Source organism: Halorubrum salinum, assembly GCF_024494575.1.
GTDB classification, from domain to species: Archaea; Halobacteriota; Halobacteria; order Halobacteriales; family Haloferacaceae; genus Halorubrum; species Halorubrum salinum.
On the sequence record NZ_JANHDO010000003.1, the window covers coordinates 273,125 to 292,706 of the forward strand.

The following is a 19,582-nucleotide window of genomic DNA, read 5'->3' on the forward strand; positions in this document are numbered from 1 at the left end:
ACCCACGCGACTCGGCCGCCACCTCGCTCCCGATTACGGCGTCGGAGCCGCTTTCTGGAGGGCCGTCTCCGCGACGTTGCCGCCGTAATCGGCCGACCGGAGCACCGAGTCCACGACGAGTCCGAGCAGTTGGGCGCGGGCCGGGTCGAGGTCTCGGAGCAGTTCGTCGATGGCGCGCACGCGCTCGTCGATCGCTCTGACGCCCGTCCGGGCCTCGTTCGCGCGCTGCGTGGCCGACTCGCTGTCCTCGTCGAACAGCGCGTCCATGGCCGTGTCTATCACCTCGACGGCGTCCGCGTGGAGGTCGTCGACGGCGTCGACGACGTCGTCGGGAAGGGGGTCTTCGATGTTCAGCGTCAGGTGTGCGATCTTCGTCGCGTGGTCGCCGATCCGCTCCAGCTGTCGGGCGCTGGAGTGGTAGTCGAAACACACCTCGCGGGGGAGCCCGAGCTCTTCGACCGCCTTCGGCGTCCGGAGGGTCGCCCGAAAGATCCGGGAGACGACGAGCCACAGGCGGTCGAGGTCGTCGTCCCGACCGATCACGTCGCGGGCGAGGTCGTGGTCGTGCTCCGAGAGCGCGGTGATCGCGTCCTCGAGCATCGAAAGCGAAATCAGCCGCATGCGCGTGACCGCGTTATGAATCGACAGTTCGGAGGAGTCGAGCAGGTCCTGGATGACGACCGTGTCGCGCGTCTCCTCTAGCACTTCCAGTCCGACGAGGCTCTGTACCGCGTCCCGGATCACCGACCGCTGTTCGGTGGTGATGTCTTGGCTCGTCAGTTCGATGGTGTCGAACCCGCTGACGTACATCGTCGTCACCGCCCGAGCGAGCGCTTGTCCCGACAGATCCGAGATATCGAGCGTCCCGCGGGTTCGCTCTGACTCGGACCGCGGCGTGAGAAACAGCGAGTCACCGTCGGGATGGAACTCGATCTCGGTCCCGGCCTCGACGTCGTTGTCGGTCGCCCACGTCTTCGGAATCGAGACCGTGTACGTCGAGCCGCCGGTGACTTGCACCTTCCTCGTCTCCATACTCCCCACTATCTGTCTATTCACTATAAATCTGTCCTAAGATATATACTCTCAAATAATTTTGTGAGTCGGTTTAACCGACACTCAGTGGGCATACGGCATATGAGACCCCATGAGATCGTGTCTGATCGGTTCTAGCTATATAGGTATATATTTCTATATGTTTCTATATACTTCATCGAGACGTATCGTGTCGAGCGACGTTCACGCCGCCGACACACGAGACGGGAACGGCCGGAACGGACTCGTCGAACCGGTCCGAAGAGAGGAGTGACGAGACGGTATCGACGGGTGTCACACACCTTGTCTACCGTTCACACAGAGGCGGGAGTTGAGAAGAGTTAAATCGGGTGCTCCGCTAGCGTAAGTCGCGCTCGGTTGGTGTAGTCCGGCCAATCATGTTGGCCTTTCGACAGACGCGGTGTGACGGAACATCGGTCTGGAAGACAGCCGACGACCAGGGTTCAAATCCCTGACCGAGCACTTCTCTCCGACGCCGCCGATACGTCTAGCGACCGCTGTCGGCCGTCCGTCTTGCGCGGGTCGCTACTACTAAACCGCCCCCGATCGATCGTCGGGTATGGACGCCGAGCGCGAGGTACTCGACGTGTTGGCGCGGAACGCCCGCGAGGACATCGACGACATCGCGGCCCAGACGGGCCTCGACGCGGCCGCCGTCGAGCGGGCGATCGAGACGCTCGAAGCGGACCACGTCGTCCACGGCTACCAGGCGGTTATCGACTGGGACCGCGTCGACGAGGGGAAGATACGGGCGGTCGTCGAGATCAACGTCGAACTCGACCGCGAGACCGGGTACGAGGAGGTCGCAGACCAGATAGCGAAGTTCCCCGCGGTCGACGCCTTACACCTCGTCTCCGGTGACTACGACTTCGCCGTCGAGGTGCTCGGCGAGACGATGCAGGACGTCTCGCAGTTCATCTCCGAGCAGGTCGCGCCCATGCCGGAGGTCACTCAGACGGTGACCCACTACATCATGGAGACGTACAAGGACGGCGGCGTGCGGTTCGAGGACGGCGACGACGACGACCGCCTCTCCGTGTCGCCATGAGGCTCTCGGACCGCGCCCGCGAGATCCCCGAGTCGGGGATCCGCAAGTTCTTCGAGCTGGCCGAGGCCCGCGACGACGTCATCTCGCTCGGGGTCGGTGAGCCGGACTTCTCGGCGCCGTGGGCCGCCCGCACCGCCGCGATCGACTCGCTGGAACGTGGGAAGACCTCCTACACGTCTAACCGTGGGATGGCCGCGCTCAGAGAGCGGATCGCCGTTCACCACGAGCGGTACGACCAGCGGTACGATCCGACCGACGAGGTGCTCGTCACGACCGGCGCGAGCGAGGCGGTCGACCTGGCCCTCCGCGCGCTCGTCGACCCGGGAGACACCGTCGCGATCCACGAGCCGACGTACATCTCCTACGCCCCCGGCGTCGAGCTGGCCGGCGGCGATCCGCTCGCCGTTCCGACCCGGGCCGAAGACGACTTCGCGCTGACCCCGGAGCGGCTGGAGGCCGCGGGGGCCGCCGAGGCCGACCTGCTCGTCGTGTGCTACCCGAACAACCCGACGGGCGCGACGATGAGCGACGAGCAGTTCGCCGAGGTCGCCGCGTTCTGCCGCGACAACGACCTCCGAGTGATCGCCGACGAGATCTACGCCGCGCTCACCTACGGCGACGACCACGCGTCGATCGCGACGCAGCCTGAGATGCGCGAGCGCACGGTCGTCGTCAACGGGTTCTCGAAGGCGTACGCGATGACCGGGCTCCGGCTCGGCTACGCGCTCGGACCGGCGGACGCGATCGACGCGATGAACCGGATCCACCAGTACACGATGCTGTCGGCCCCGACGACGCCACAGTACGCGGCCATCGAGGCGCTCGACCGCTGTGACGACGAGGTCGAGGAGATGGTCGACGAGTACAACCGCCGCCGACGGCTCGTCGTCTCTCGGTTCAACGAGATGGGGCTCGACACGTTCGAGCCCGGCGGGGCGTTCTACGCGTTCCCAGACTGCGGCGGCGACGACGAGGCGTTCGCGGAGGAGCTGCTGGAGGCGGAGGGAGTCGCCGTCGTCCCCGGCTCCGTCTTCGGCGCCGGCGGCGAGGGACACCTCCGGGTGTCGTACGCGACCTCGATGCGCGAACTGAAGGAGGCGACCGACCGGATCGCGTCGTTCGTCGACGAGCGCTGGTGACTCCTCGGTCAGCTCGATTCGGTCAACTCGAGTCGCGCGGCTCGATCCGCCGACTGCCCGCCTACGCGTCGTCGTCGAACTCCATCGCGACGGAGTTGATACAGAACCGCTTGCCGGTCGGTTCCGGGCCGTCGTCGAACACGTGCCCGAGGTGCGAATCGCAGGTCGCACACCGGACCTCGGTGCGTCGCATCCCGTGGCTCGTGTCGAGCGTCGTCGTCACCGACTCCTCCTCGGCGGCGTAGAAAGCGGGCCAGCCGCAACCGGACTCGTACTTCGTCTCGGCGTCGAACAGCACGGTCCCGCAGGCCGCACAGCGATACTCCCCGTCGTCTGGGTGATGGTCGACGTACTCGCCGGAGAACTTCGCCTCCGTCCCGCTCTCGCGGAGGACCCGGTACTCTTCCTCGGAGAGCCGCTCGTGCCACTCCTCGTCGGTCAGGTTCCCGATGTCTGCGGCGTCGGGCTCGTCTGTCTCGCTCATACCACGCGTACGTCCCGCACGCTCAAGGCGGTTGCGGCGGGTGACCACCTGTCGCCGGTGATGCGCGTTTCGACCGGCCACAACGCGTTTCCCGACGGCCGCCGAGAGTCGAGATATGGCACGCGAAGTCACGCACGAGGCGCGCGGACCGGCGAAGCTCGACGAGTCCGATATGGGCGACGACGACATGATCTACGTCTGTCAGTGCGGGCTCTCCGGAACGAAGCCGCTGTGTGACGGGTCGCACAACGCGACCGCGGACGAGGAAGACGGCGTACGGTACAAATACGAGGACGATTCCGCTGGCGAGCGCCGCGAGATCGACGAGATCGTCTACGCGGACGAATGAGCGTCGTGTAGCCGCCGAGCGAGACGAACCGGGTGGTAGCCGGCCGCAGTCTCAGAGCACGCCCATCTCGCCGAGTCGCTCGGGGAGGTACGTGTCCGTCACGAAGTCGAGCCCGCGGCTCGCGAGCGACTGCTGTTCGGACTTCTTGCCGATGTCGAGCTGGAGTTCGATCTGCTCTTCCCAGTAGTCGGTCTGGAAGCGCGGGTCCTCAAGCTCTGATTCGAGGGCGTTCACGTCGGAGTCGGAGAGGGGATCGCTGGGAAGGTCGTACTCGACGATGTCTTCGGGCTGAATCCCGATGAACCGAGCCTCGGGCGTCGCGAGGTACTTCGAGAGGTGCGCGGACTTGATCGACCCGTACGCCACGGAGCCGAAGATCCGGTAGGACCACGGGTCGCCGTCGGTGAACACCACCACGGGGAGATCGAGTTCGTCGCGGAAGCGCTTCGTCAGTCGGCGGGTGGCGCGCGCCGGCTGGCCGCCGAGGTGGACGACCAGCGCGTCGTGCGCCTCGTCGAACCCGTTCTCGACGAGTCTGTCGCGCATCCCGCCGGTCTCGACGCAGAGGACGAACTCGGCGTCGTTGTCGAGGAACTCGATCGTGTCGGGGTTGTTCGGAATCTGATAGCCGCCCTGTCCGACGTCGAGCTGGCAGTGGATGTCGCGGTCGCCGCGGTTGGTCTGCTCGCGGAGCCGCAGCGGACCCATCACCTTCGCGCCCGACTCCTCCGGACGCATGTGGAAGTCCTCGCGGGTCGCGCCCGTGACGATCTCGAGATCCTCTACGAGGTCGTTCGACTCGTCTTGGCTCTTGAACTGCGCCTCGTCGTTATCCCACGACTCGGAGAGGTAGTACAGCTCACGCAGGGTCGAGGAGCGGTCCTCGTCGAGCTGGTCGGCGAGGAACTCGATCGTGTACGCGGCCTTCAACAGCTTGCGTGCGCCCCGTACCGAGTTGGCGCTCCGCGTCGACGTGCGGTCGCCGTAGGTCCAGACGCCGCTCTCTTCGTCGTACTCGATGTTGGTCTTCGTCCGCGTCGGCAGCTCCATCTCCGGAATCTTTCCGGCCGCAAACTGGTCGTAGAAGTCCGCGGCCAGGTCGATCAGCTCGTCTCGTGCGTCGTTTTGGGTCGTCATTTACGCGTTCACCGTGAGTTTCTCCGTCTCGACGCCGCCGACGCTGACCTCGAAGTCGGCGTCGTCTGCCACTCGATACGTTAGTTCCCGCTCGTCGCCCGCGGGAACCTCGGGCGTCCACTGGACGAACCACTCGCCGTCCATGTCGACGACCGTTCCGTCGGACAGGTCCGTCGGTTCCGACGAGACGATGTCCGTGATCTCCACCTGCTCGTTCACGCCCGAGTGGTTCTCGACGACGAGCGTCACCGTCCCGTCGTCGACCTCGCGCTCGACGCTCACGTTGTTCATGATCCGCGCGAGCGCCCCGCTGATGTCGGGCCGGGGGCGCTCCGTCACCTCCGAGACCTTGTCCGCCATCTCCGGGAGGATCGTCCCGAGGACGTTCTGTTTCTCGCGGCGCTGCTGCATCGAACGCCGCTTTTTGAGGAACGACTTCAGCTCCCGGGCCGCCTCCCTGACCGCGAGTTCGATCTCGTCTTCGATCGCCGGGACGTTCGCGATCGCGTCCTTCGACTCGCTCGTGAACGGGACGTTCGTCGAGGCGACGTGGATACTTATGACGGCCGGCCCGTTCGGCATCCCCGAGCCGCCCGGCTGGTCTAACCCGTAGTTGCGCCAGCCGATCGACTTGATCACGTCCGTCGTCGCGCACGCGCCCCGCTGGTAGACGAGCGGGACGCGGTTCGCGAAGCGCAGGAGGTCGACCGACCCCTCCGCCGGGATCTCCCCGCCGTAGGCGATCCCGGCCTCGACGATGAACGGGTCGCCGCCGTGGACCTCCGCGTCGCGGGTCGCCGCCGCGTAGAAGTCGGCGTCGTACTCCTTGCGCAGCCCCGCCTCCACGAGTTCGGCCGTGATCGGCGCGAGGCAGTCGGTCGGCGGCGCGAGGATGTCCGTCTCGCGCATCGCCTCCAGTAAGTCCGCCGCGGCGTCGCGGTCGTCGGCGATCTCCCGCACCTTCGGCGGGTCGTCGGGGACCGTCCGCGCCCGCGACCACACCGCGTCGGCGACGTTCTCGCGGGCGGTCTCGCCGAACGTCGCGTCGTGCTGTTCGGCGACGAAGCTCGCGGCGTCCCCGACGAGCCGGTCGAGGGAGTCGCGAGCGATCCGAAACGCGTCGCCGTCGAGGTTCAGGAACCGCCGCGCGAGCGCGTCGGCCATCGCCTGCACCGCGGCGTCGTCCTTGCGCGTCGAGGTCGCCTCGTCGACGAGGGCGTACGTATCGGCGACGAGCGGCGACTCGCTCGCGTCGTCGCTTTCGTCGGCGTCGGCCCCCTCTTCATCGCCGTCGACGCCCGTGATCGCGGCCCACGCGGCGGCGACCGCGTTCTCGCGGACGGTCTCGCCGAACGTCTTTCCGGTGTCTCCCTCGACGGTCTCTGCGACGTTCCCGACGACGGTCGCGAGTTCCGAGCGCGAGATGTGGTCGTGGCTCGCGACGGTCTCCGCGACCCCGTCGGCGAAGGCGGTCGTCGCCGCCTTCCCCTTGTTGGCGACCGCGTCGGCGACCGCCCGTTCGACGTCGCGGTCGTCGTGCGCGCGCGGCGGCGACCACGAGAGTTCGCGGCCGTAGTAGACGTCGCGGAAGCTGTCGATCACCCCGTCTGCGGTCTTCTTGCCGACCCGGGTGAACTCCTCCTGTAAGAACCCGGAGACCGAGTACGACTCGGTCGCGGCGAGCATCTTGATCAGCGCGCCGAGTTCGACGCCGTGCGGGTGCGGGCGGATCTCCTCCGTCTCCGCCGGCAGCTCGTCGGTCGCGCGCTCGAACTTCATCGGCTCGTCGAGCCCCGGTTCGCGCAGTTCGATCCGGGCGTGCGGGTTGACGACGGCCGTGTGTTTCACGTAGTCGTGGAGCTGGCCGCGGGCGCGCATGTTCGCCTCCATCTCCAACTCGATCCGGGTGCCGTGGGGACGGTCCCACGTCGTCTCCTCGTCGGCTCTGATCTCCGGTTCGTTCGTGTCGGTGTCGATGATGAGTTCGAAGTACTGCGCCCGCGACTGCCCCTTCGGGCGCGAGGTGATCTTCGCCGGCTGTCCGGAAGTCAACTGAGAGTATAGCACAGCGGCCGAAATCCCGATACCTTGCTGTCCACGTGACTGCTCCCTGGCATGAAAACGACTCCCATACAGGAGCTTCCCGAACACCTTCGGGAGCTGTTCTTTCGTGATTCCCGGCCCGTTGTCCTCGATCACGAGCCGGTAGTAGTCGCCCACCTCCTCGATCTCGATGTAGATGTCGGGGAGGACTCCGGCCTCCTCGGTCGCGTCGAGGGCGTTGTCGACCGCCTCCTTGACGGCGGTGACGAGCCCGCGAGCGCCCGAGTCGAACCCGAGCATGTGTTTGTTCTTCTCGAAGAACTCGGCGATGGAGATCTCGCGCTGGCCCTCGGCCAGCTCCTCCGCGATCCCCTCCTCGTCGCCGATCGTCGACTGGAAGGACGTCATTCGGTACCTCCTCCTTTCGCCGAGGCACCTAAAAACGCACCGCCAGCGGGGTGAAAGTGTATCCCGTCGCGAGGGGCGGTCTCGAACGGAGGTTCGCGTCGCAGCCGGAGTCGGCGCGCCGCCCGGGAGTCGCCACGGAAGACAGGTCGCGGGAAGCGGGGAGTCGGTTCGGCAACTTATCTGCCTCCGCGGTGTGGTGGGAGTATGGACACCGGGGACGGCAAGCGGATCGGCGCGGTCGAGCGGTCCGTCCGCATACTCGAACGCATGGTCGACACCGAAGAGGGCGGCGTGAACCAGTTGGCTCGGGCGCTCGATTACTCTCCGAGCACGGTTCACGCGCACCTCGCCACGCTCTACGACCTCGGGTACCTCGTCACGGTCGACGGCGAGTACGCGGTCTCGAACCGCTTCCTGCGCGTCGCGACCCACGCCCGAGACGGGATCGAGGGACTGGACGTGATCAGAGCCAACGTCCGGCGACTGGCCGACGAGACGGGCGAGAGCGCGCAGTTCATGGTCGAGGAACACGGGCGCGGAATATACGTCGAGAAGGCGGAGGGGGACCGCGGCGCGCCGAACGACACGTCGCTCGGGACGCCCCGCTACCTCCACATGTGCGCCTCCGGGAAGGCGATCCTCGCGCACCTCCCGCCGGAGCGCGTGGGCGAAATCGTCGATCGCTGGGGACTCCCCGCGGAGACGGACCGGACGATCACCGACGAGGAGACGCTGTTCGCGGAGCTGGACGCGATCAGAGACACCGGAGTCGCCACGAACGAGGGAGAGACCGTCGACGGGCTGACCGCGGTCGGCGCGCCGATCCGCTCGACCGACGGACGCGTGATCGGCTCGATAAGCGTCTCCGGACCGACACACCGGCTCACGTCGAACGGCGAGATACGAGAGCGGTACCGCGACGAGTTGATCGGCGCGGTCGAAGACGTCACGCTCAACCTCACCTATCTCTGAGCCGCCGGTCGCGTTCACCGATGGCGAACGCGCGATCGAACGGGCCGACCGGAGGGCGTCCGTCTCACCAGAACGGTTCTCCGGTCGTGTTCGGTGGTACCCGGACTCGCTCCGACGCGAACTGGCGTTCGCCCGTAGCGAACGATTGTCTCCCGTCTCTATTTTCGTTCAACATCACAGAATATTCGTATTTTATTCCGCATACAGTAGCTTCATATCCCATCGAACCGCCATCTTAGTTACCATATGTCCACAATTGCAGCAGAGACGATCCGCGAGGAGGCCGACGTGATCGCGTTCGACCTCTGGGACACGCTCCTCGACCGCGAGGCGACGCTCGTCCCGGCGCTGGACGCGTTGCTCGACGACCACGACAGCGACTACGATCCCGAGATCCTGCTCCGGCGGTACCTCGCGATGCACTTCCGCGACTCGATGATCGACTCGCTTATTCCGGGACCGCACACGCCGTTCAAGGAGATCAGCCGCCGCGCGCTCGCCTACCGGCTCGACCAGATCGGCCTCGACGTCCCCGACGAGGAGGTCCGCGCCGTCATCCGGCAGTGGAAGACGCTCCAGCCGTATCCGGACGTCGACGCCGCGTTGGACCGGCTGAGCGACGAGTACACGCTGGTCGGGCTCTCGAACGGTGACCCCGACATGCTGGAGGCCGTCCGCCCGAACTTCGAGACCGAACTCGACGGCGTCGTCTCCGTCGCCGACGCGGGCGCGTACAAGCCGCACCGGGCGTCGTACGACCTCACGTGCGAGGCCTTCGACGTGGCACCGCACGAGGTGGTGTTCGCCACGGCACACACGTTCGACCTCGTGGGCGCGAAGGCGGTCGGGATGCGCGGAGCGTTCTTGAACCGTCACGAGAACCCGTACGGCGGCTGGCCACAGCGTCCCGACATCGTCGTCGAGGACACGGGGGCGCTCGCGGACGTGCTCACGGACTGAGTCCTTCGCGACCGCTTCCAAAAGCGGTAATCCGTCCGGGACGCGAGTAGTCGTATGGACGCACGCATCCGCGAGCACGCCGAGACTATCGCCGACCACTCCACGGGTATCGAGGCGGGAGACGACGTCGTCATTCAGCTGCCGAGGGAGGCCGAGGAGCTGGCGGTCGCGCTCCACGAGATCTGCGGGGACCGTGGTGCCAACCCGGTGTACCTCAACTACTCGAAGCGAGCGCAGCGGGCGTTCAAGCGTGCCTCTGCGGAGTTCACCGAACCGAGCCATCGCCGCGCGCTCTACGAGGAGGCCGACGTGTTCGTGATCGCTCGCGGCGGGTCGAACGCGACGGAGGACGCGGACGTGGATCCGGAGACGAACGCGGCGTACAACCGCGCGATGGAGGAGGTCAAGCGGACGCGGCTCTCGAAGACGTGGTGTCTCACCCAGTACCCGACCGCGAGCCACGCGCAACTCGCGGGGATGAGCACCGAGGCGTACGAGAACTTCGTGTGGGACGCCGTCTCGCTCGACTGGGACGCCCAGCGCGAACACCAGGCGCAGATGGTGGAGATCCTCGACGAGGCCGACGAGGTCCGGATTCGATCGGGCGAGGAGACCGATCTTACACTCGACGTCTCGGGGAACCGCACGCTCAACGACCACGGCGAGAAGAACCTCCCCGGCGGCGAGGTGTTCACGGCACCGGTCCGCGACGGGGTCGAGGGGGAGGTGTACTTCGACCTGCCGCTGTACCGCTACGGTCGAGAGATCGAGGGTGTCAGGCTCCGATTCGAGGAGGGTGAGGTCGTCTCGCACTCCGCAGAGCGCAACGAGGACCTGTTGACGGGCATCCTCGATACCGACGAGGGATCGCGGCGGCTCGGCGAGTTGGGGATCGGCATGAACCGCCAGATCGACCGGTTCACCTACAACATGCTGTTCGACGAGAAGATGGGCGACACGGTTCACATGGCGGTCGGGTCCGCGTACCCGGAGACGGTCGGCGAGGAGAACGCGGTCAACGAGTCCGCAGAGCACGTCGACATGATAGTCGACATGAGCGAGGACTCCGTGATCGAGGTCGACGGCGAAGTCGTGCAGCGAAACGGGACGTTCGCGTTCGAAGAGGGGTTCTGAGAGCGCTCCACGGTTCGGATCGGTGGATCTCCGGTCCGGGTCGATAGCCGTCCTCGGGGCGGGGTTTTTATGCAGATTTTTCTCGGCCGGCGCGCGACGCTTATCACCCGGGCGGCCGTACCCGACTGCATGCCAGAAGACGTCCTGTTCAAATCCGAGAGCCGCCGTAGTCGCGAGGAGATCGCCGCGTATCTGCGAACCGTCGCCGACTCGCTCGAAGAGGGGGCCGCGCTCACGCTGCGGCAGGGTGACGACTCGGTGAGCCTCGATCCGCCCGCCCAGCCGACCTTCGAGGTGAAGGCGGAGCGCGAGGGGCCCGCGGACGGGCCCGGCGAGTTGAGCGTCGAGTTCGAACTGGAGTGGGACGAGGGACGCGACGGGAACGCGACGGGAGATCTCGAAATCGAGTAGCGGTCCGGAACGCACGCGGTCGAGGGTTGGCGTCGTGCCTCACGGGACGCTGCCGGGTACCTCGACGAACGCGTCGCGCGCGGAGAGTCGGTCGAGCGCGTCGTCGACCTCGATCCTGACCGCCTCCATCTGTTTGATGAGGTCCTCGTACTCCTCCGAGTCGGTCGCGCCAGACGCCTCCAGCGCCGCCTTCTTCGACGCCAGCGCGAAGAACTCCTGGCTCCGCTCGTCGAAGTTCGCCCGGTGTAGTAACACCTCGACCAGCGTGAGGATGTCCTCTTTCGTCACCGGCTTCGTCTTGTAGTCGTCGAACGGCATGTCGATGATGTCGACGTCCGGCTCGACCGCGGTCAACATCGCGATCCGAGCGTCGTAGCCGGCCGCGCGCATCTGCGCCAGAACCTCGTGCCCGGTCATGTCGGGCATCCGGCGATCCAACAGCACCACCTCGACGGAGTCGTCCATCTTGGAGAGCGCCTCCTCGCCGCCGGTGGCGATCCGAACGTCGTAGGCCTCCGCGAGATACACCCGGTACAGCTCCGCGAGGTCGGGCTCGTCGTCGACCGCGAGCACCGTGTGCTCGTGCGTTCCGCTCATGGACGGACGACCTCGATTTCCGACCCCGCAGGGGTGCTCGCCGCGGGATCGCTCGCCGCGAGACCACTCCCGGCGAGACTGAATGAGACGCGTGCAGTGGGCGAGCGTTCGGTCATACTCGAACGGAGACAGGTCTCGGATTAAAGTCTTGAGCCCTCAGTATCAAACGAGATATTTGGACGGGACGCCCGTCCCGACGGCGAGGTCGCTCGCCGACGCGAACGGCCGCTCCTCCCGAGGACGGTAGGGGTGGACCGGTGACGCCGCGGTGACTCTCACGGCGCGGTTCCGTGAGGTACGGCGGGCTGTCGCGGCGGACGGGCGAGCCGGACTGTCGTGACCCAAAGGCACATTTACGCGCGAGCCGTAGCGAGGCGCAACGAATGTCTCACAGTCCCTCATTGCCCGACCGCCCTCGTCTGGAGCTCGATCCGGAGATGAGCGAGACGGAGCGGCTGGAGGCGATCCGCCAGCACTACCAGCGGATCCTGCAGGTGAACAACGAGCTCGAAGACCGGCTCGACGACGCACAGGACCGGCGCGGAGAGCTGAAGACCGACGTCGACGAGCTGAAACGCGAGAACGAGGTGCTGAAGACGACCTCGCTGTACATCGCTTCCGTCGAGGAGATCACGGACGACGGCGTGGTGATCAAACAGCACGGCAACAACCAGGAGGTGTTGACGCAGGCGGCCACGCGGCTGGACGAGGACCTCCGCCCCGGCGACCGCGTCGCGATCAACGACTCCTTCGCGGTCCAGCAGGTGCTCGACGACGAGACCGACTCGCGCGCGCAAGCCATGGAAGTCACCGAGTCGCCGGACGTCGAGTACGCCGATATCGGCGGCATCGACGACCAGATCCGCGAGGTCCGCGAGGCCGTCGAGGACCCGCTAGAGAACCCCGAGCAGTTCGAGGCCGTCGGCGTCGAGCCGCCGAGCGGCGTCCTGCTCCACGGACCGCCGGGCACGGGGAAGACGATGCTCGCGAAGGCCGTCGCGAACGAGTCGGACGCGACGTTCATCAAGATGGCCGGGTCCGAGCTGGTTCGGAAGTTCATCGGTGAGGGGTCGCGGCTCGTCCGCGACCTGTTCGAGCTCGCCGCCGAGCGCGAGCCTGCCGTCATCTTCATCGACGAGATCGACGCGGTCGCCGCCAAGCGGACGGACTCGAAGACGAGCGGCGACGCCGAGGTCCAGCGGACGATGATGCAACTGCTCTCCGAGATGGACGGGTTCGACGAGCGCGGGGAGATCCGCATCATGGCCGCGACCAACCGCTTCGACATGCTCGACGAGGCGATCTTGCGTCCCGGGCGGTTCGATCGGCTCATCGAGGTTCCGGAGCCAGACGTCGAGGGGCGCGCGCGGATCCTCGAGATCCACACTCAGGACATGAACGTCGCAGACGGGACCGACGTGAGCGAGGTCGCGGCCGATCTGGAGGGATACAGCGGTGCCGACATCGCCTCGCTGGCGACGGAAGCCGGGATGTTCGCGATCCGCGACGGGCGCACAGAAGTGACGCAGGGCGACTTCGAGGCGGCTCGCGAGAAGCTCCAAGACGCCGACCAAACCGACGAGCAGGTAATCAACTACCAGTACTGATCGGTCGGCGGCCGCGTCCGGTTCGTAACTTCTTAGCGGTGTGCCGGCGGAGCCATCGGTGATGAACACCATCCACGTCGCCGGCGGCGTCGGCGTCGCCGACACAGCGATGGCCTCCTACGACGCCGCGCTCGCGGACGCGAACCTCCACAACTACAACCTCGTCGCCGTCTCCTCGGTCGTTCCCGCCGAGGCGACCGTCGTCGAGGTGGACGAGGCCCCCGATCTCGGACCCGCCGGCAACCGGCTCACGGTCGTGGAAGCCCGGCGGACGATCGGCCCGCGAGACGAGGTCGACTTTCGAGAGGGCGGTCGCGCCGGCGCGGAGGACGCGGAGTCGACGCGCGCGCCCCGGCGTCACCCCGACGTGGCGGCCGGTCTCGGGTGGGCGACCGGTCCCGGACCCGGACTCTTTTACGAGGTGACCGGAGAGGACCGCGGCGCGGTCCGCGAGCGCATCGAATCCGGACTCGACGCCGGCAGCGACCTCCGCGAGTGGGACCTGCCGGACCGGGCGTTCCGCGTCGAGAGCGCCGCAGCCGAACCGGGCCGGTACACGACTGTGGTCGTGATCGCCGCGTACGGCGAGTCGGAGTCGATCCTCTCGGCCGCCGAGGAGTAACCCGTCGCCGCGGTATCGGGAGCCGAGACCGAACGGGACCGAACGGAGAGCCGGTCCGGCCGAACTGGTCCGACCGAACCGGACCGGATTGTGCGTTCCGCGACTTTTAGGCGACGCGAGCGGCGAGAGTCGGGTACCGATGACTGCCAACCAGATCCAGACGACGCATATCGGCAGCCTCCCGCGGCCGCCGGAACTGCTCGAACTCCTCACGAAGCGGCAGGACGGGGAGCCCGTCGACGAGGCGGAGTGGAACGCGACCGTCGCGGACGCCACGCGCGACGTGGTTGAGCGACAGGGCGAGGCGAACATCGACATCGCCGACAACGGCGAACAGTCCCGCGTCTCGTTCAACTGGTACGTCGCGGATCGGCTCAGCGGCATCGAGGGGAAGCGCGAACAGGAGCTGTGGGCGGACCTCCAAGAGTTCCCCGACTACGCCGAGGAGACGTTCAAGACCGACGTCATCGACCTGTCAGAACACCCCGTCGTGACCGGTCCGGTCGAGTACACCGGGCGCGACGAGGCCGAGGCCGAACTGTCCGAGTTCCGCGCCGCGCTCGCCGCCGTCGACGCCGACTTCGCGGGGGAGTTCGTCACCGCGGCGTCGCCGAGCGTCGTCACCGCCACGCACGTCGACGACCACTACGGCGACTACGAGGAGTACCTCTTCGCCGTCGCCGACGCCATGGCGGAGGAGTATCAAATCGTCGCGGACGCGGGATTCACGCTCCAGATCGACGCGCCGGAACTGCTGACCGTCGGCCACACGGCGGCGTACGCGGACGAGCCTCTCGCGGAGGTGAAGGGGGCGACGCGGCTCCACGTGCAGGCGCTGAACGAGGCGCTCTCTGGGATCCCCGAAGAGCAGGTCCGACTCCACACCTGTTGGGGGAGCTACGAGGGACCCCATCACCTCGACACGGATCTGGCTGACATGCTCCCGGAGATCTACGAGGCCGACATCTCCGGACTCAGCGTCGAGCAGGCCAACCCCCGCCACCAGCACGAGTACCGCGCGTTCGCGGAGCACCCGGTTCCGGACGGCTGGACGCTGATCCCGGGCGTCGTCGACGTGAAGACGAACATCATCGACCACCCCGAGACGATCGCGGACCGGTTGGAGCGCGTCGCCGACGCCGTCGCGGACGGAACGCCGCTCGTCGCCGCGCCCGACTGCGGATTCGGCACGCAGGCCGGGCTCGGCATGGTCGATCCCGAGATCGCGTGGGCGAAGCTGGAGGCCTTAGACGAGGGGGCCGCGATCGCGACCGAGCGGATCTACGGCTGACTCGGCGACGCCTTTTTGAGTGGGCTCCGCGTACACGGTGTGTCTTCGATGAACGGCAACAACCCGTATGCCGGGGCACCGGGCGTGACGAACGCGGGCGAGCCCGCGGCCGTCGACCTCACCCCCGATCAAGAACGGCGTCTCCGGCGCGCGGTAGCCGGGATCGTCACGCGAACCGAATCGTATCTCCCCAACAGCTACGCCGTCGGATCCGAGCTGTCCGTCGGCACGAACGGGCCGCAGGCGACCGTCGCCGTCAACCCGCCGGCCGGACATCCCGTTTCGGCCGGCTTTACACCCGACCCGGACGACTTAGACGCCGGTATCGCCGACGCAGACACCGACGAGGTCGCGCGCGGTCTCGCCGCGAGCGCCGCGATGCAGGTGATGGAAGCGGTCGGTGACGTGACGCCGACCGCGAAGTGAAGTAACTGCGCCGGAACCCTCAAACGGGACTGTCTCCCGCCGCGTCCGGCGGCTGAAGCGTGTGCTGCACTCGGCCGTAGATGCCGAATATCTCTTCGTATCCGTGTTCGCTCGCGAGGATGGGGACGACGCCCTCCTCGTCGACGCGGTGCGTGTACACGTCGTCTTCCGCGAACACGGCACCGCGGGGTATCGACTCGAAGTTCTCGAAGTACACGTGGGGCTCGCCGCCGCCCTTCGGCACCTCTTCGTCGCCCGCCACGACCGTCGTCTCCGTGAACGCCGGCGGCTCGTCGTCGAGCGCGCCGTGCGCCCGCAGGAACGCGAGACACGCCTCGTAGCCGAACTCGACGGCGTCCTCGCTCCCCTGTCGACCGACCTCGATCGAGACGGCGTGCGGGACGACGGAGTCGAGCGTGGTCGACCGGAGGTTCCCCGAGTCGAGAGCGTAGTCGATCGGCATACCGGTCACGCTCCGGCGAACCGACGGAGTCAACTCGCTGTAAATAGCGAACGGCGGCGGCGCGCTGTGTGAGGTGTGGAGCGCTAACACGGCGTCCATTCCGTCGAGCGCCGCCGCGACACGAGGCGCGAGCGCGCGCTCGTACTCGTCGCTCTCGGGATCGCCCGGGAACGCCCGGTTCAGGTCCGCGTCCGTGTAGCGCGTCTCCGCCGCCAGCGCCGGCTCGTTCGCGATGACGAGTCGGACGGTGCCGTCTCCAGACCCCTCCGAGTCGAGCGTCGCGGCGAGTCGTCGCACGATCTCTGCGCCCGCGGGCTCGTCACCGTGAATACCGCCGACGATCGCGACGCGGGACGTTCCCGCTGACCCGCGTTCGATCGTTTCCATACGAAGTGTACGCGCACGTTGCGTGAAAAGGGTGCCCGTTCCGACCGCGACGGCCGGACGAGCGGACGGCGAGCCGCGGAGATCCATTTATCTGCTCTCCGAACGCACACGACCTATGGACTCGACCGACTCCGCGCTTCTCGGCGTCGCCGGCGTTGTCGCCGCACTCGTGGTAGCGGCCGCGTTGGCGGCCGGCGCGCTGTTCGGATTCGACGAGTCGGTCGCTCGGCCCATCGGGCTGCTCGCGGCCGAGCCGCTGTCGTGGATCGTCGTCGCCGCGTTGCTCGTCGCCGTCGTCGGCCACGCGTACATCGACTGACTGCCCGCCATCCGTCCCGCTCGCGGTCCGTCCCCCGCGTCTCACCGGACGACCGTCACCGGAACGGGAGACCGCCGGAACACGGTTTGTGCCACGTTACCGACGAGCAGTCTGTCGGCGAGTGACCCGCCGTGCGTCCCCATCACCACCGCGTCGAACGAGTCGGCCCGATCGAGGATTTTCCGCGCCGGCGACCCGACCTCGATCTCTCCGTCGACGGTCGTGTCGTACTCGTCTGCTATCTCGCGGGCGCGGTCCAGCACGTCGGCCGCGAGTTCACGGATCCGCTCGTCGCTGTCGTCGGAGAGAGCGATCTCCGTCGCTGCCCCCATCATCCGCGACGGCTCACCCACGACGTGTAACACGGTTATCTGTGCGCCGTCATGGACGTCGAGCGCGTACCGCAGCGCCCGCTCGGACAGCGCGGAGTCGTCCATCGGGACCAGCACGCGGTCGATCATGCGTCGTGTACGCGGGGTGAAGGGATAAACGCTCGCGCGTCCGTCCGATCGGTGGTCCGTCCGATCGGTGCCGGTGTTTCTGCGGGACGCCTCGCTACCTCTCGGCGTCGACCTCGCGGATCGCGCGGGCGAGCGAGTCGAGTGCCGCATCAGCGGACTGTTGTTTCACCGCGGCTCTGTCGCCGTCGAGACGGAACCTCTCGCTCCGGACGAACGAGTCCTCCGTCCCCCACGGCGCGGCGTACGCGACCCCGACGTACACAAGTCCGACCGGCTTCGTCTCGGTTCCGCCGCCGGGGCCCGCGACCCCGGTCGTCGACACCGCCCACGTCGTCCCCGCTCTGTCGCGCGCGCCGGCCGCCATCTCCTCGGCGACGGCCGCGCTCACCGCCCCCTCCGCGTCGAGCGACTCGCGGGACACGCCGAGCAGTTCGCGCTTCGCGTCGTACGCGTACGTGACGAAACCGCGATCGAAGTACGCGCTCGCGCCCGGGACGTCTGTCACTCGCGATCCGACGAGCCCGCCGGTCAGCGATTCGGCGACAGCGAGGGTCTCGTCTCGCTCAGTGAGCAGCTCCCCGATCGACTCCGCCCCGTCCGCGTCTCCCGCGTCGCGTTCGGCCATGCGGATCCCTCTATTCGCCGGGCCTTGGGTTTACCTCCACGGGGACGAAACGCGTCGTATGGCAGACGACGGTCCGGGAGCCGCCCTCCGATCGCTCGTCGAGCGCGCCGTCGACGGAGGCGACGGCGGGGATCGAGCGACGGACGACCGCAGCGTAGCCGTGACGGAGCGAGGAGACGACCCGGGACCGGTCGGCGTGCTCTCGACGGTCGTGGCGGAGACCGGATCGAGTTCGATCGTCGGCGTGGTTCCGCGGCTCGACGCGACGACGGTCCGACGGCTCCGTGACGCGGTCGACGGGGGCGACCCCGACCGGACGGTACGGCTCGTGTTCACCGGACTCGCGGCCGAGAGGCTCTCGGGACGGTCTGGAGCCGTGTTCCGGGCGGCGCTCGCGCGTCGCGGGATCGAGGTGGCAGTCCACGCGGCCGAGTCGTCGGTTGCGGTGCTTCTCGTCGGCGAACGGGCGGTCGTCGGACTGTTCGACGGGGACGGACTCGCCGCGCTCCTCTCGACGGACGCGCCCGAGGTGCGAACGTGGGCCGCGGGCGTCTATCGGCGGTACGCCGCGGCCGCCGCGGGCGACGACGTCGACGACCAGCCGGATGACATCGGTGACCACGCCGCCGACGATACCGACGCCGCAGCCGCTGACGACGCAGACGCGCCGAACGCCGACGCGCCGAACGCCGACGAACGCCCGTAGCCGCCGCATCGCTTTTGGTCGCACCCGGCGAAGGGCAGCTATGAAGGCCCTACTGCTTCTGGCAGCCGGCATCGTCGGACTCGTCGAGACCGTTGCACCGCGATTCGTGGTCCGCGCGTGGACTCGCGCCGCGTTTCGAAATTCCGGAGACGTCGAAGCGCGCGAGTGGGTGTACGCCGGTGCACGCCTCGAAGGAGCGGTCTTCGTCGCCGGCGCGCTTTTCGGACTATACCGACTGGCCGCCGCAGACGAGTCGACTGCGACGGACCCCCTCGACGACGCTGACGAACCGGACGTGAACTGAGTCTTCTTCGGTAGGGGACAATCGAAAAAACGTAATCCGCGGAGTGCGCGCTCGATAAAAACTCCGTGTCAGTCAGTCCGTGTTTTCGGACACGCAATGACCGTACTGTGCGGTAGCCGCGAAGTGCGTGGCGATTCCGATTCCTCTGCGTGAATTATGCCACTGTACCATCCGCTCTCCCGCTGCTTCACACTCTTCGAGACTATTCCCGTCAGTCTCGGGAGCAGTCATTGATGGAGTCGTCTCGGTCGTGTCTCGTACGTCCACTGATCCGCTGTCCGTGCACGTGTACCCTTCGTACCCGGGAGCGGGGTCGTCACAGTCGTACGGGTTGTCCTGTGGGGCCTGAGCGATGTTCGAGTCCGCGGCTACCGCACCACTACTCACGATAACGAGCGTGGCAACTACGACGATGCTCGCGGCGATCGTCGGGAGGGTTGGTGAACCCATACCCGTGCGATCCTATACGATCCGTATTATATTTTCCATGAATGTGTTTTAGGAGATAAGAGGATACAGATACAAGACGTATTTATACGGAGCGGGCCGGGCGCGATTTGAACACGCGACCGACGGATTAAGAGTCCGTCGCTCTCCCTAACTGAGCTACCGGCCCTCACTGAGTCGTACCGCGGT

General features: G+C 67.1%; 22 protein-coding genes and 2 tRNA genes. 15 read left to right on the forward strand and 9 right to left on the reverse strand.

Annotated elements, in window-relative coordinates; genetic code table 11:
• Nucleotides 1-33: 33 nt before the first annotated feature.
• The gene (locus tag NO930_RS10070) at nt 34-1,032 is read right to left on the reverse strand and encodes a phosphate signaling complex PhoU family protein (RefSeq protein WP_256403378.1); all 999 of its coding nucleotides are present in this window, start codon (nt 1,030-1,032) and stop codon (nt 34-36) included.
• Nucleotides 1,033-1,404: 372 nt separating this feature from the next.
• On the opposite strand from NO930_RS10070, the gene NO930_RS10075 reads away from it, so the two are divergent.
• The 3 genes from NO930_RS10075 (at nt 1,405) to NO930_RS10085 (ending at nt 3,240) form a co-directional block, all read left to right on the forward strand.
• Nucleotides 1,405-1,515 (forward strand) — tRNA-Glu (locus NO930_RS10075).
• 97 nt (nt 1,516-1,612) lie between these two features.
• The gene (locus tag NO930_RS10080; RefSeq protein WP_049982218.1) at nt 1,613-2,101 is read left to right on the forward strand and encodes an Lrp/AsnC family transcriptional regulator; all 489 of its coding nucleotides are present in this window, start codon (nt 1,613-1,615) and stop codon (nt 2,099-2,101) included.
• The gene (locus NO930_RS10085; RefSeq protein WP_256403379.1) at nt 2,098-3,240 is read left to right on the forward strand and encodes a pyridoxal phosphate-dependent aminotransferase; all 1,143 of its coding nucleotides are present in this window, start codon (nt 2,098-2,100) and stop codon (nt 3,238-3,240) included. The genes NO930_RS10080 and NO930_RS10085 overlap by 4 nt, the downstream gene beginning before the upstream one ends.
• A 61-nt stretch (nt 3,241-3,301) precedes the next feature.
• Here NO930_RS10085 and msrB read toward each other — a convergent pair whose 3' ends face one another.
• Nucleotides 3,302-3,724 carry a peptide-methionine (R)-S-oxide reductase MsrB gene (gene msrB, locus NO930_RS10090; RefSeq protein WP_137783553.1) on the reverse strand — a complete coding sequence of 141 codons (423 nt, stop codon included), beginning with the start codon at nt 3,722-3,724 and terminating at the stop codon, nt 3,302-3,304.
• Between the two features lie 115 nt (nt 3,725-3,839).
• Between msrB and NO930_RS10095 the strand changes: the two genes are divergently transcribed.
• A complete protein-coding gene (locus NO930_RS10095) occupies nt 3,840-4,073 on the forward strand; it encodes a CDGSH iron-sulfur domain-containing protein (RefSeq protein ID WP_137783552.1) in 234 nt (77 codons plus the stop codon).
• A gap of 51 nt (nt 4,074-4,124) precedes the next feature.
• Here NO930_RS10095 and NO930_RS10100 read toward each other — a convergent pair whose 3' ends face one another.
• Together NO930_RS10100 and NO930_RS10105 are read right to left on the reverse strand one after the other, a co-directional pair.
• Entirely contained in the window at nt 4,125-5,210 is a 1,086-nt protein-coding gene (locus NO930_RS10100; RefSeq protein WP_137783551.1) for a DNA topoisomerase IV subunit A, read from the reverse strand.
• Complete coding sequence (locus NO930_RS10105) at nt 5,211-7,661, reverse strand: DNA topoisomerase VI subunit B (RefSeq protein ID WP_256403381.1); 2,451 nt, start codon at nt 7,659-7,661, stop codon at nt 5,211-5,213. It abuts the gene before it with no gap.
• Nucleotides 7,662-7,865: 204 nt separating this feature from the next.
• Between NO930_RS10105 and NO930_RS10110 the strand changes: the two genes are divergently transcribed.
• The 4 genes from NO930_RS10110 (at nt 7,866) to NO930_RS10125 (ending at nt 11,138) form a co-directional block, all read left to right on the forward strand.
• On the forward strand, nt 7,866-8,633 hold the full coding sequence (locus NO930_RS10110) for an IclR family transcriptional regulator (RefSeq protein ID WP_256403382.1): 768 nt from the start codon (nt 7,866-7,868) through the stop codon (nt 8,631-8,633).
• A 246-nt stretch (nt 8,634-8,879) separates the two neighbouring features.
• Complete coding sequence (locus tag NO930_RS10115; RefSeq protein WP_137783855.1) at nt 8,880-9,593, forward strand: haloacid dehalogenase type II; 714 nt, start codon at nt 8,880-8,882, stop codon at nt 9,591-9,593.
• A gap of 54 nt (nt 9,594-9,647) precedes the next feature.
• Nucleotides 9,648-10,727 carry an aminopeptidase gene (locus NO930_RS10120; RefSeq protein ID WP_137783854.1) on the forward strand — a complete coding sequence of 360 codons (1,080 nt, stop codon included), beginning with the start codon at nt 9,648-9,650 and terminating at the stop codon, nt 10,725-10,727.
• A 129-nt stretch (nt 10,728-10,856) separates the two neighbouring features.
• Entirely contained in the window at nt 10,857-11,138 is a 282-nt protein-coding gene (locus NO930_RS10125) for an amphi-Trp domain-containing protein (RefSeq protein WP_256403383.1), read from the forward strand.
• A 39-nt stretch (nt 11,139-11,177) separates the two neighbouring features.
• Here NO930_RS10125 and NO930_RS10130 read toward each other — a convergent pair whose 3' ends face one another.
• Nucleotides 11,178-11,735 (reverse strand): response regulator, encoded by a 558-nt coding sequence (locus tag NO930_RS10130; protein ID WP_256403384.1) that lies wholly within the window; start codon nt 11,733-11,735, stop codon nt 11,178-11,180.
• A gap of 383 nt (nt 11,736-12,118) precedes the next feature.
• On the opposite strand from NO930_RS10130, the gene pan2 reads away from it, so the two are divergent.
• The 4 genes from pan2 to NO930_RS10150 all read left to right on the forward strand — a co-directional run bounded on the left by pan2 (nt 12,119) and on the right by NO930_RS10150 (nt 15,681).
• Nucleotides 12,119-13,342: a proteasome-activating nucleotidase Pan2 gene (pan2, locus tag NO930_RS10135; protein ID WP_256403385.1), complete on the forward strand. Its 1,224-nt coding sequence runs from the start codon at nt 12,119-12,121 to the stop codon at nt 13,340-13,342.
• 61 nt (nt 13,343-13,403) lie between these two features.
• Complete coding sequence (locus NO930_RS10140; RefSeq protein WP_137784190.1) at nt 13,404-13,964, forward strand: pyruvoyl-dependent arginine decarboxylase; 561 nt, start codon at nt 13,404-13,406, stop codon at nt 13,962-13,964.
• A 139-nt stretch (nt 13,965-14,103) separates the two neighbouring features.
• Nucleotides 14,104-15,255 carry a cobalamin-independent methionine synthase II family protein gene (locus NO930_RS10145; protein WP_256403386.1) on the forward strand — a complete coding sequence of 384 codons (1,152 nt, stop codon included), beginning with the start codon at nt 14,104-14,106 and terminating at the stop codon, nt 15,253-15,255.
• 48 nt (nt 15,256-15,303) lie between these two features.
• On the forward strand, nt 15,304-15,681 hold the full coding sequence (locus NO930_RS10150) for a DUF5811 family protein (RefSeq protein ID WP_049982231.1): 378 nt from the start codon (nt 15,304-15,306) through the stop codon (nt 15,679-15,681).
• Between the two features lie 19 nt (nt 15,682-15,700).
• On the opposite strand, the gene NO930_RS10155 is transcribed toward NO930_RS10150, so the two are convergent.
• The gene (locus tag NO930_RS10155; protein ID WP_256403387.1) at nt 15,701-16,531 is read right to left on the reverse strand and encodes a M14 family metallopeptidase; all 831 of its coding nucleotides are present in this window, start codon (nt 16,529-16,531) and stop codon (nt 15,701-15,703) included.
• Between the two features lie 115 nt (nt 16,532-16,646).
• Here NO930_RS10155 and NO930_RS10160 point away from each other — a divergent pair, with 115 nt between their 5' ends.
• Nucleotides 16,647-16,850, forward strand: a complete 204-nt coding sequence (locus NO930_RS10160; protein ID WP_137784116.1) for a hypothetical protein — start codon at nt 16,647-16,649, stop codon at nt 16,848-16,850.
• A gap of 41 nt (nt 16,851-16,891) precedes the next feature.
• Here NO930_RS10160 and NO930_RS10165 read toward each other — a convergent pair whose 3' ends face one another.
• Complete coding sequence (locus NO930_RS10165) at nt 16,892-17,311, reverse strand: universal stress protein (RefSeq protein ID WP_137784115.1); 420 nt, start codon at nt 17,309-17,311, stop codon at nt 16,892-16,894.
• A gap of 94 nt (nt 17,312-17,405) precedes the next feature.
• Nucleotides 17,406-17,936 (reverse strand): CinA family protein, encoded by a 531-nt coding sequence (locus NO930_RS10170; protein WP_256403388.1) that lies wholly within the window; start codon nt 17,934-17,936, stop codon nt 17,406-17,408.
• 58 nt (nt 17,937-17,994) lie between these two features.
• On the opposite strand from NO930_RS10170, the gene NO930_RS10175 reads away from it, so the two are divergent.
• Together NO930_RS10175 and NO930_RS10180 are read left to right on the forward strand one after the other, a co-directional pair.
• A complete protein-coding gene (locus NO930_RS10175) occupies nt 17,995-18,642 on the forward strand; it encodes a transcriptional regulator FilR1 domain-containing protein (protein ID WP_321169342.1) in 648 nt (215 codons plus the stop codon).
• A 40-nt stretch (nt 18,643-18,682) separates the two neighbouring features.
• A complete protein-coding gene (locus tag NO930_RS10180; protein ID WP_256403389.1) occupies nt 18,683-18,946 on the forward strand; it encodes a hypothetical protein in 264 nt (87 codons plus the stop codon).
• A 542-nt stretch (nt 18,947-19,488) separates the two neighbouring features.
• Here the strand turns inward: NO930_RS10180 and NO930_RS10185 are convergent.
• Nucleotides 19,489-19,562: transfer RNA gene (locus NO930_RS10185), tRNA-Lys, on the reverse strand.
• Nucleotides 19,563-19,582: the final 20 nt, after the last annotated feature.

Coding starts and splice junctions, on each gene's coding strand:
- NO930_RS10165 (WP_137784115.1), bottom strand. CDS start 17,311: ATGATCGACCGCGTGCTGGTCCCGATGGACGACTCCGCGCTGTCCGAG.
- NO930_RS10145 (WP_256403386.1), top strand. CDS start 14,104: ATGACTGCCAACCAGATCCAGACGACGCATATCGGCAGCCTCCCGCGG.
- NO930_RS10180 (WP_256403389.1), top strand. CDS start 18,683: ATGAAGGCCCTACTGCTTCTGGCAGCCGGCATCGTCGGACTCGTCGAG.
- NO930_RS10170 (WP_256403388.1), bottom strand. CDS start 17,936: ATGGCCGAACGCGACGCGGGAGACGCGGACGGGGCGGAGTCGATCGGG.
- NO930_RS10120 (WP_137783854.1), top strand. CDS start 9,648: ATGGACGCACGCATCCGCGAGCACGCCGAGACTATCGCCGACCACTCC.
- NO930_RS10095 (WP_137783552.1), top strand. CDS start 3,840: ATGGCACGCGAAGTCACGCACGAGGCGCGCGGACCGGCGAAGCTCGAC.
- NO930_RS10175 (WP_321169342.1), top strand. CDS start 17,995: ATGGCAGACGACGGTCCGGGAGCCGCCCTCCGATCGCTCGTCGAGCGC.
- NO930_RS10085 (WP_256403379.1), top strand. CDS start 2,098: ATGAGGCTCTCGGACCGCGCCCGCGAGATCCCCGAGTCGGGGATCCGC.
- NO930_RS10070 (WP_256403378.1), bottom strand. CDS start 1,032: ATGGAGACGAGGAAGGTGCAAGTCACCGGCGGCTCGACGTACACGGTC.
- NO930_RS10140 (WP_137784190.1), top strand. CDS start 13,404: ATGAACACCATCCACGTCGCCGGCGGCGTCGGCGTCGCCGACACAGCG.
- NO930_RS10110 (WP_256403382.1), top strand. CDS start 7,866: ATGGACACCGGGGACGGCAAGCGGATCGGCGCGGTCGAGCGGTCCGTC.
- NO930_RS10100 (WP_137783551.1), bottom strand. CDS start 5,210: ATGACGACCCAAAACGACGCACGAGACGAGCTGATCGACCTGGCCGCG.
- NO930_RS10125 (WP_256403383.1), top strand. CDS start 10,857: ATGCCAGAAGACGTCCTGTTCAAATCCGAGAGCCGCCGTAGTCGCGAG.
- NO930_RS10130 (WP_256403384.1), bottom strand. CDS start 11,735: ATGAGCGGAACGCACGAGCACACGGTGCTCGCGGTCGACGACGAGCCC.
- NO930_RS10080 (WP_049982218.1), top strand. CDS start 1,613: ATGGACGCCGAGCGCGAGGTACTCGACGTGTTGGCGCGGAACGCCCGC.
- NO930_RS10155 (WP_256403387.1), bottom strand. CDS start 16,531: ATGGAAACGATCGAACGCGGGTCAGCGGGAACGTCCCGCGTCGCGATC.
- NO930_RS10105 (WP_256403381.1), bottom strand. CDS start 7,661: ATGACGTCCTTCCAGTCGACGATCGGCGACGAGGAGGGGATCGCGGAG.
- NO930_RS10150 (WP_049982231.1), top strand. CDS start 15,304: ATGAACGGCAACAACCCGTATGCCGGGGCACCGGGCGTGACGAACGCG.
- NO930_RS10160 (WP_137784116.1), top strand. CDS start 16,647: ATGGACTCGACCGACTCCGCGCTTCTCGGCGTCGCCGGCGTTGTCGCC.
- msrB (WP_137783553.1), bottom strand. CDS start 3,724: ATGAGCGAGACAGACGAGCCCGACGCCGCAGACATCGGGAACCTGACC.
- NO930_RS10115 (WP_137783855.1), top strand. CDS start 8,880: ATGTCCACAATTGCAGCAGAGACGATCCGCGAGGAGGCCGACGTGATC.
- pan2 (WP_256403385.1), top strand. CDS start 12,119: ATGTCTCACAGTCCCTCATTGCCCGACCGCCCTCGTCTGGAGCTCGAT.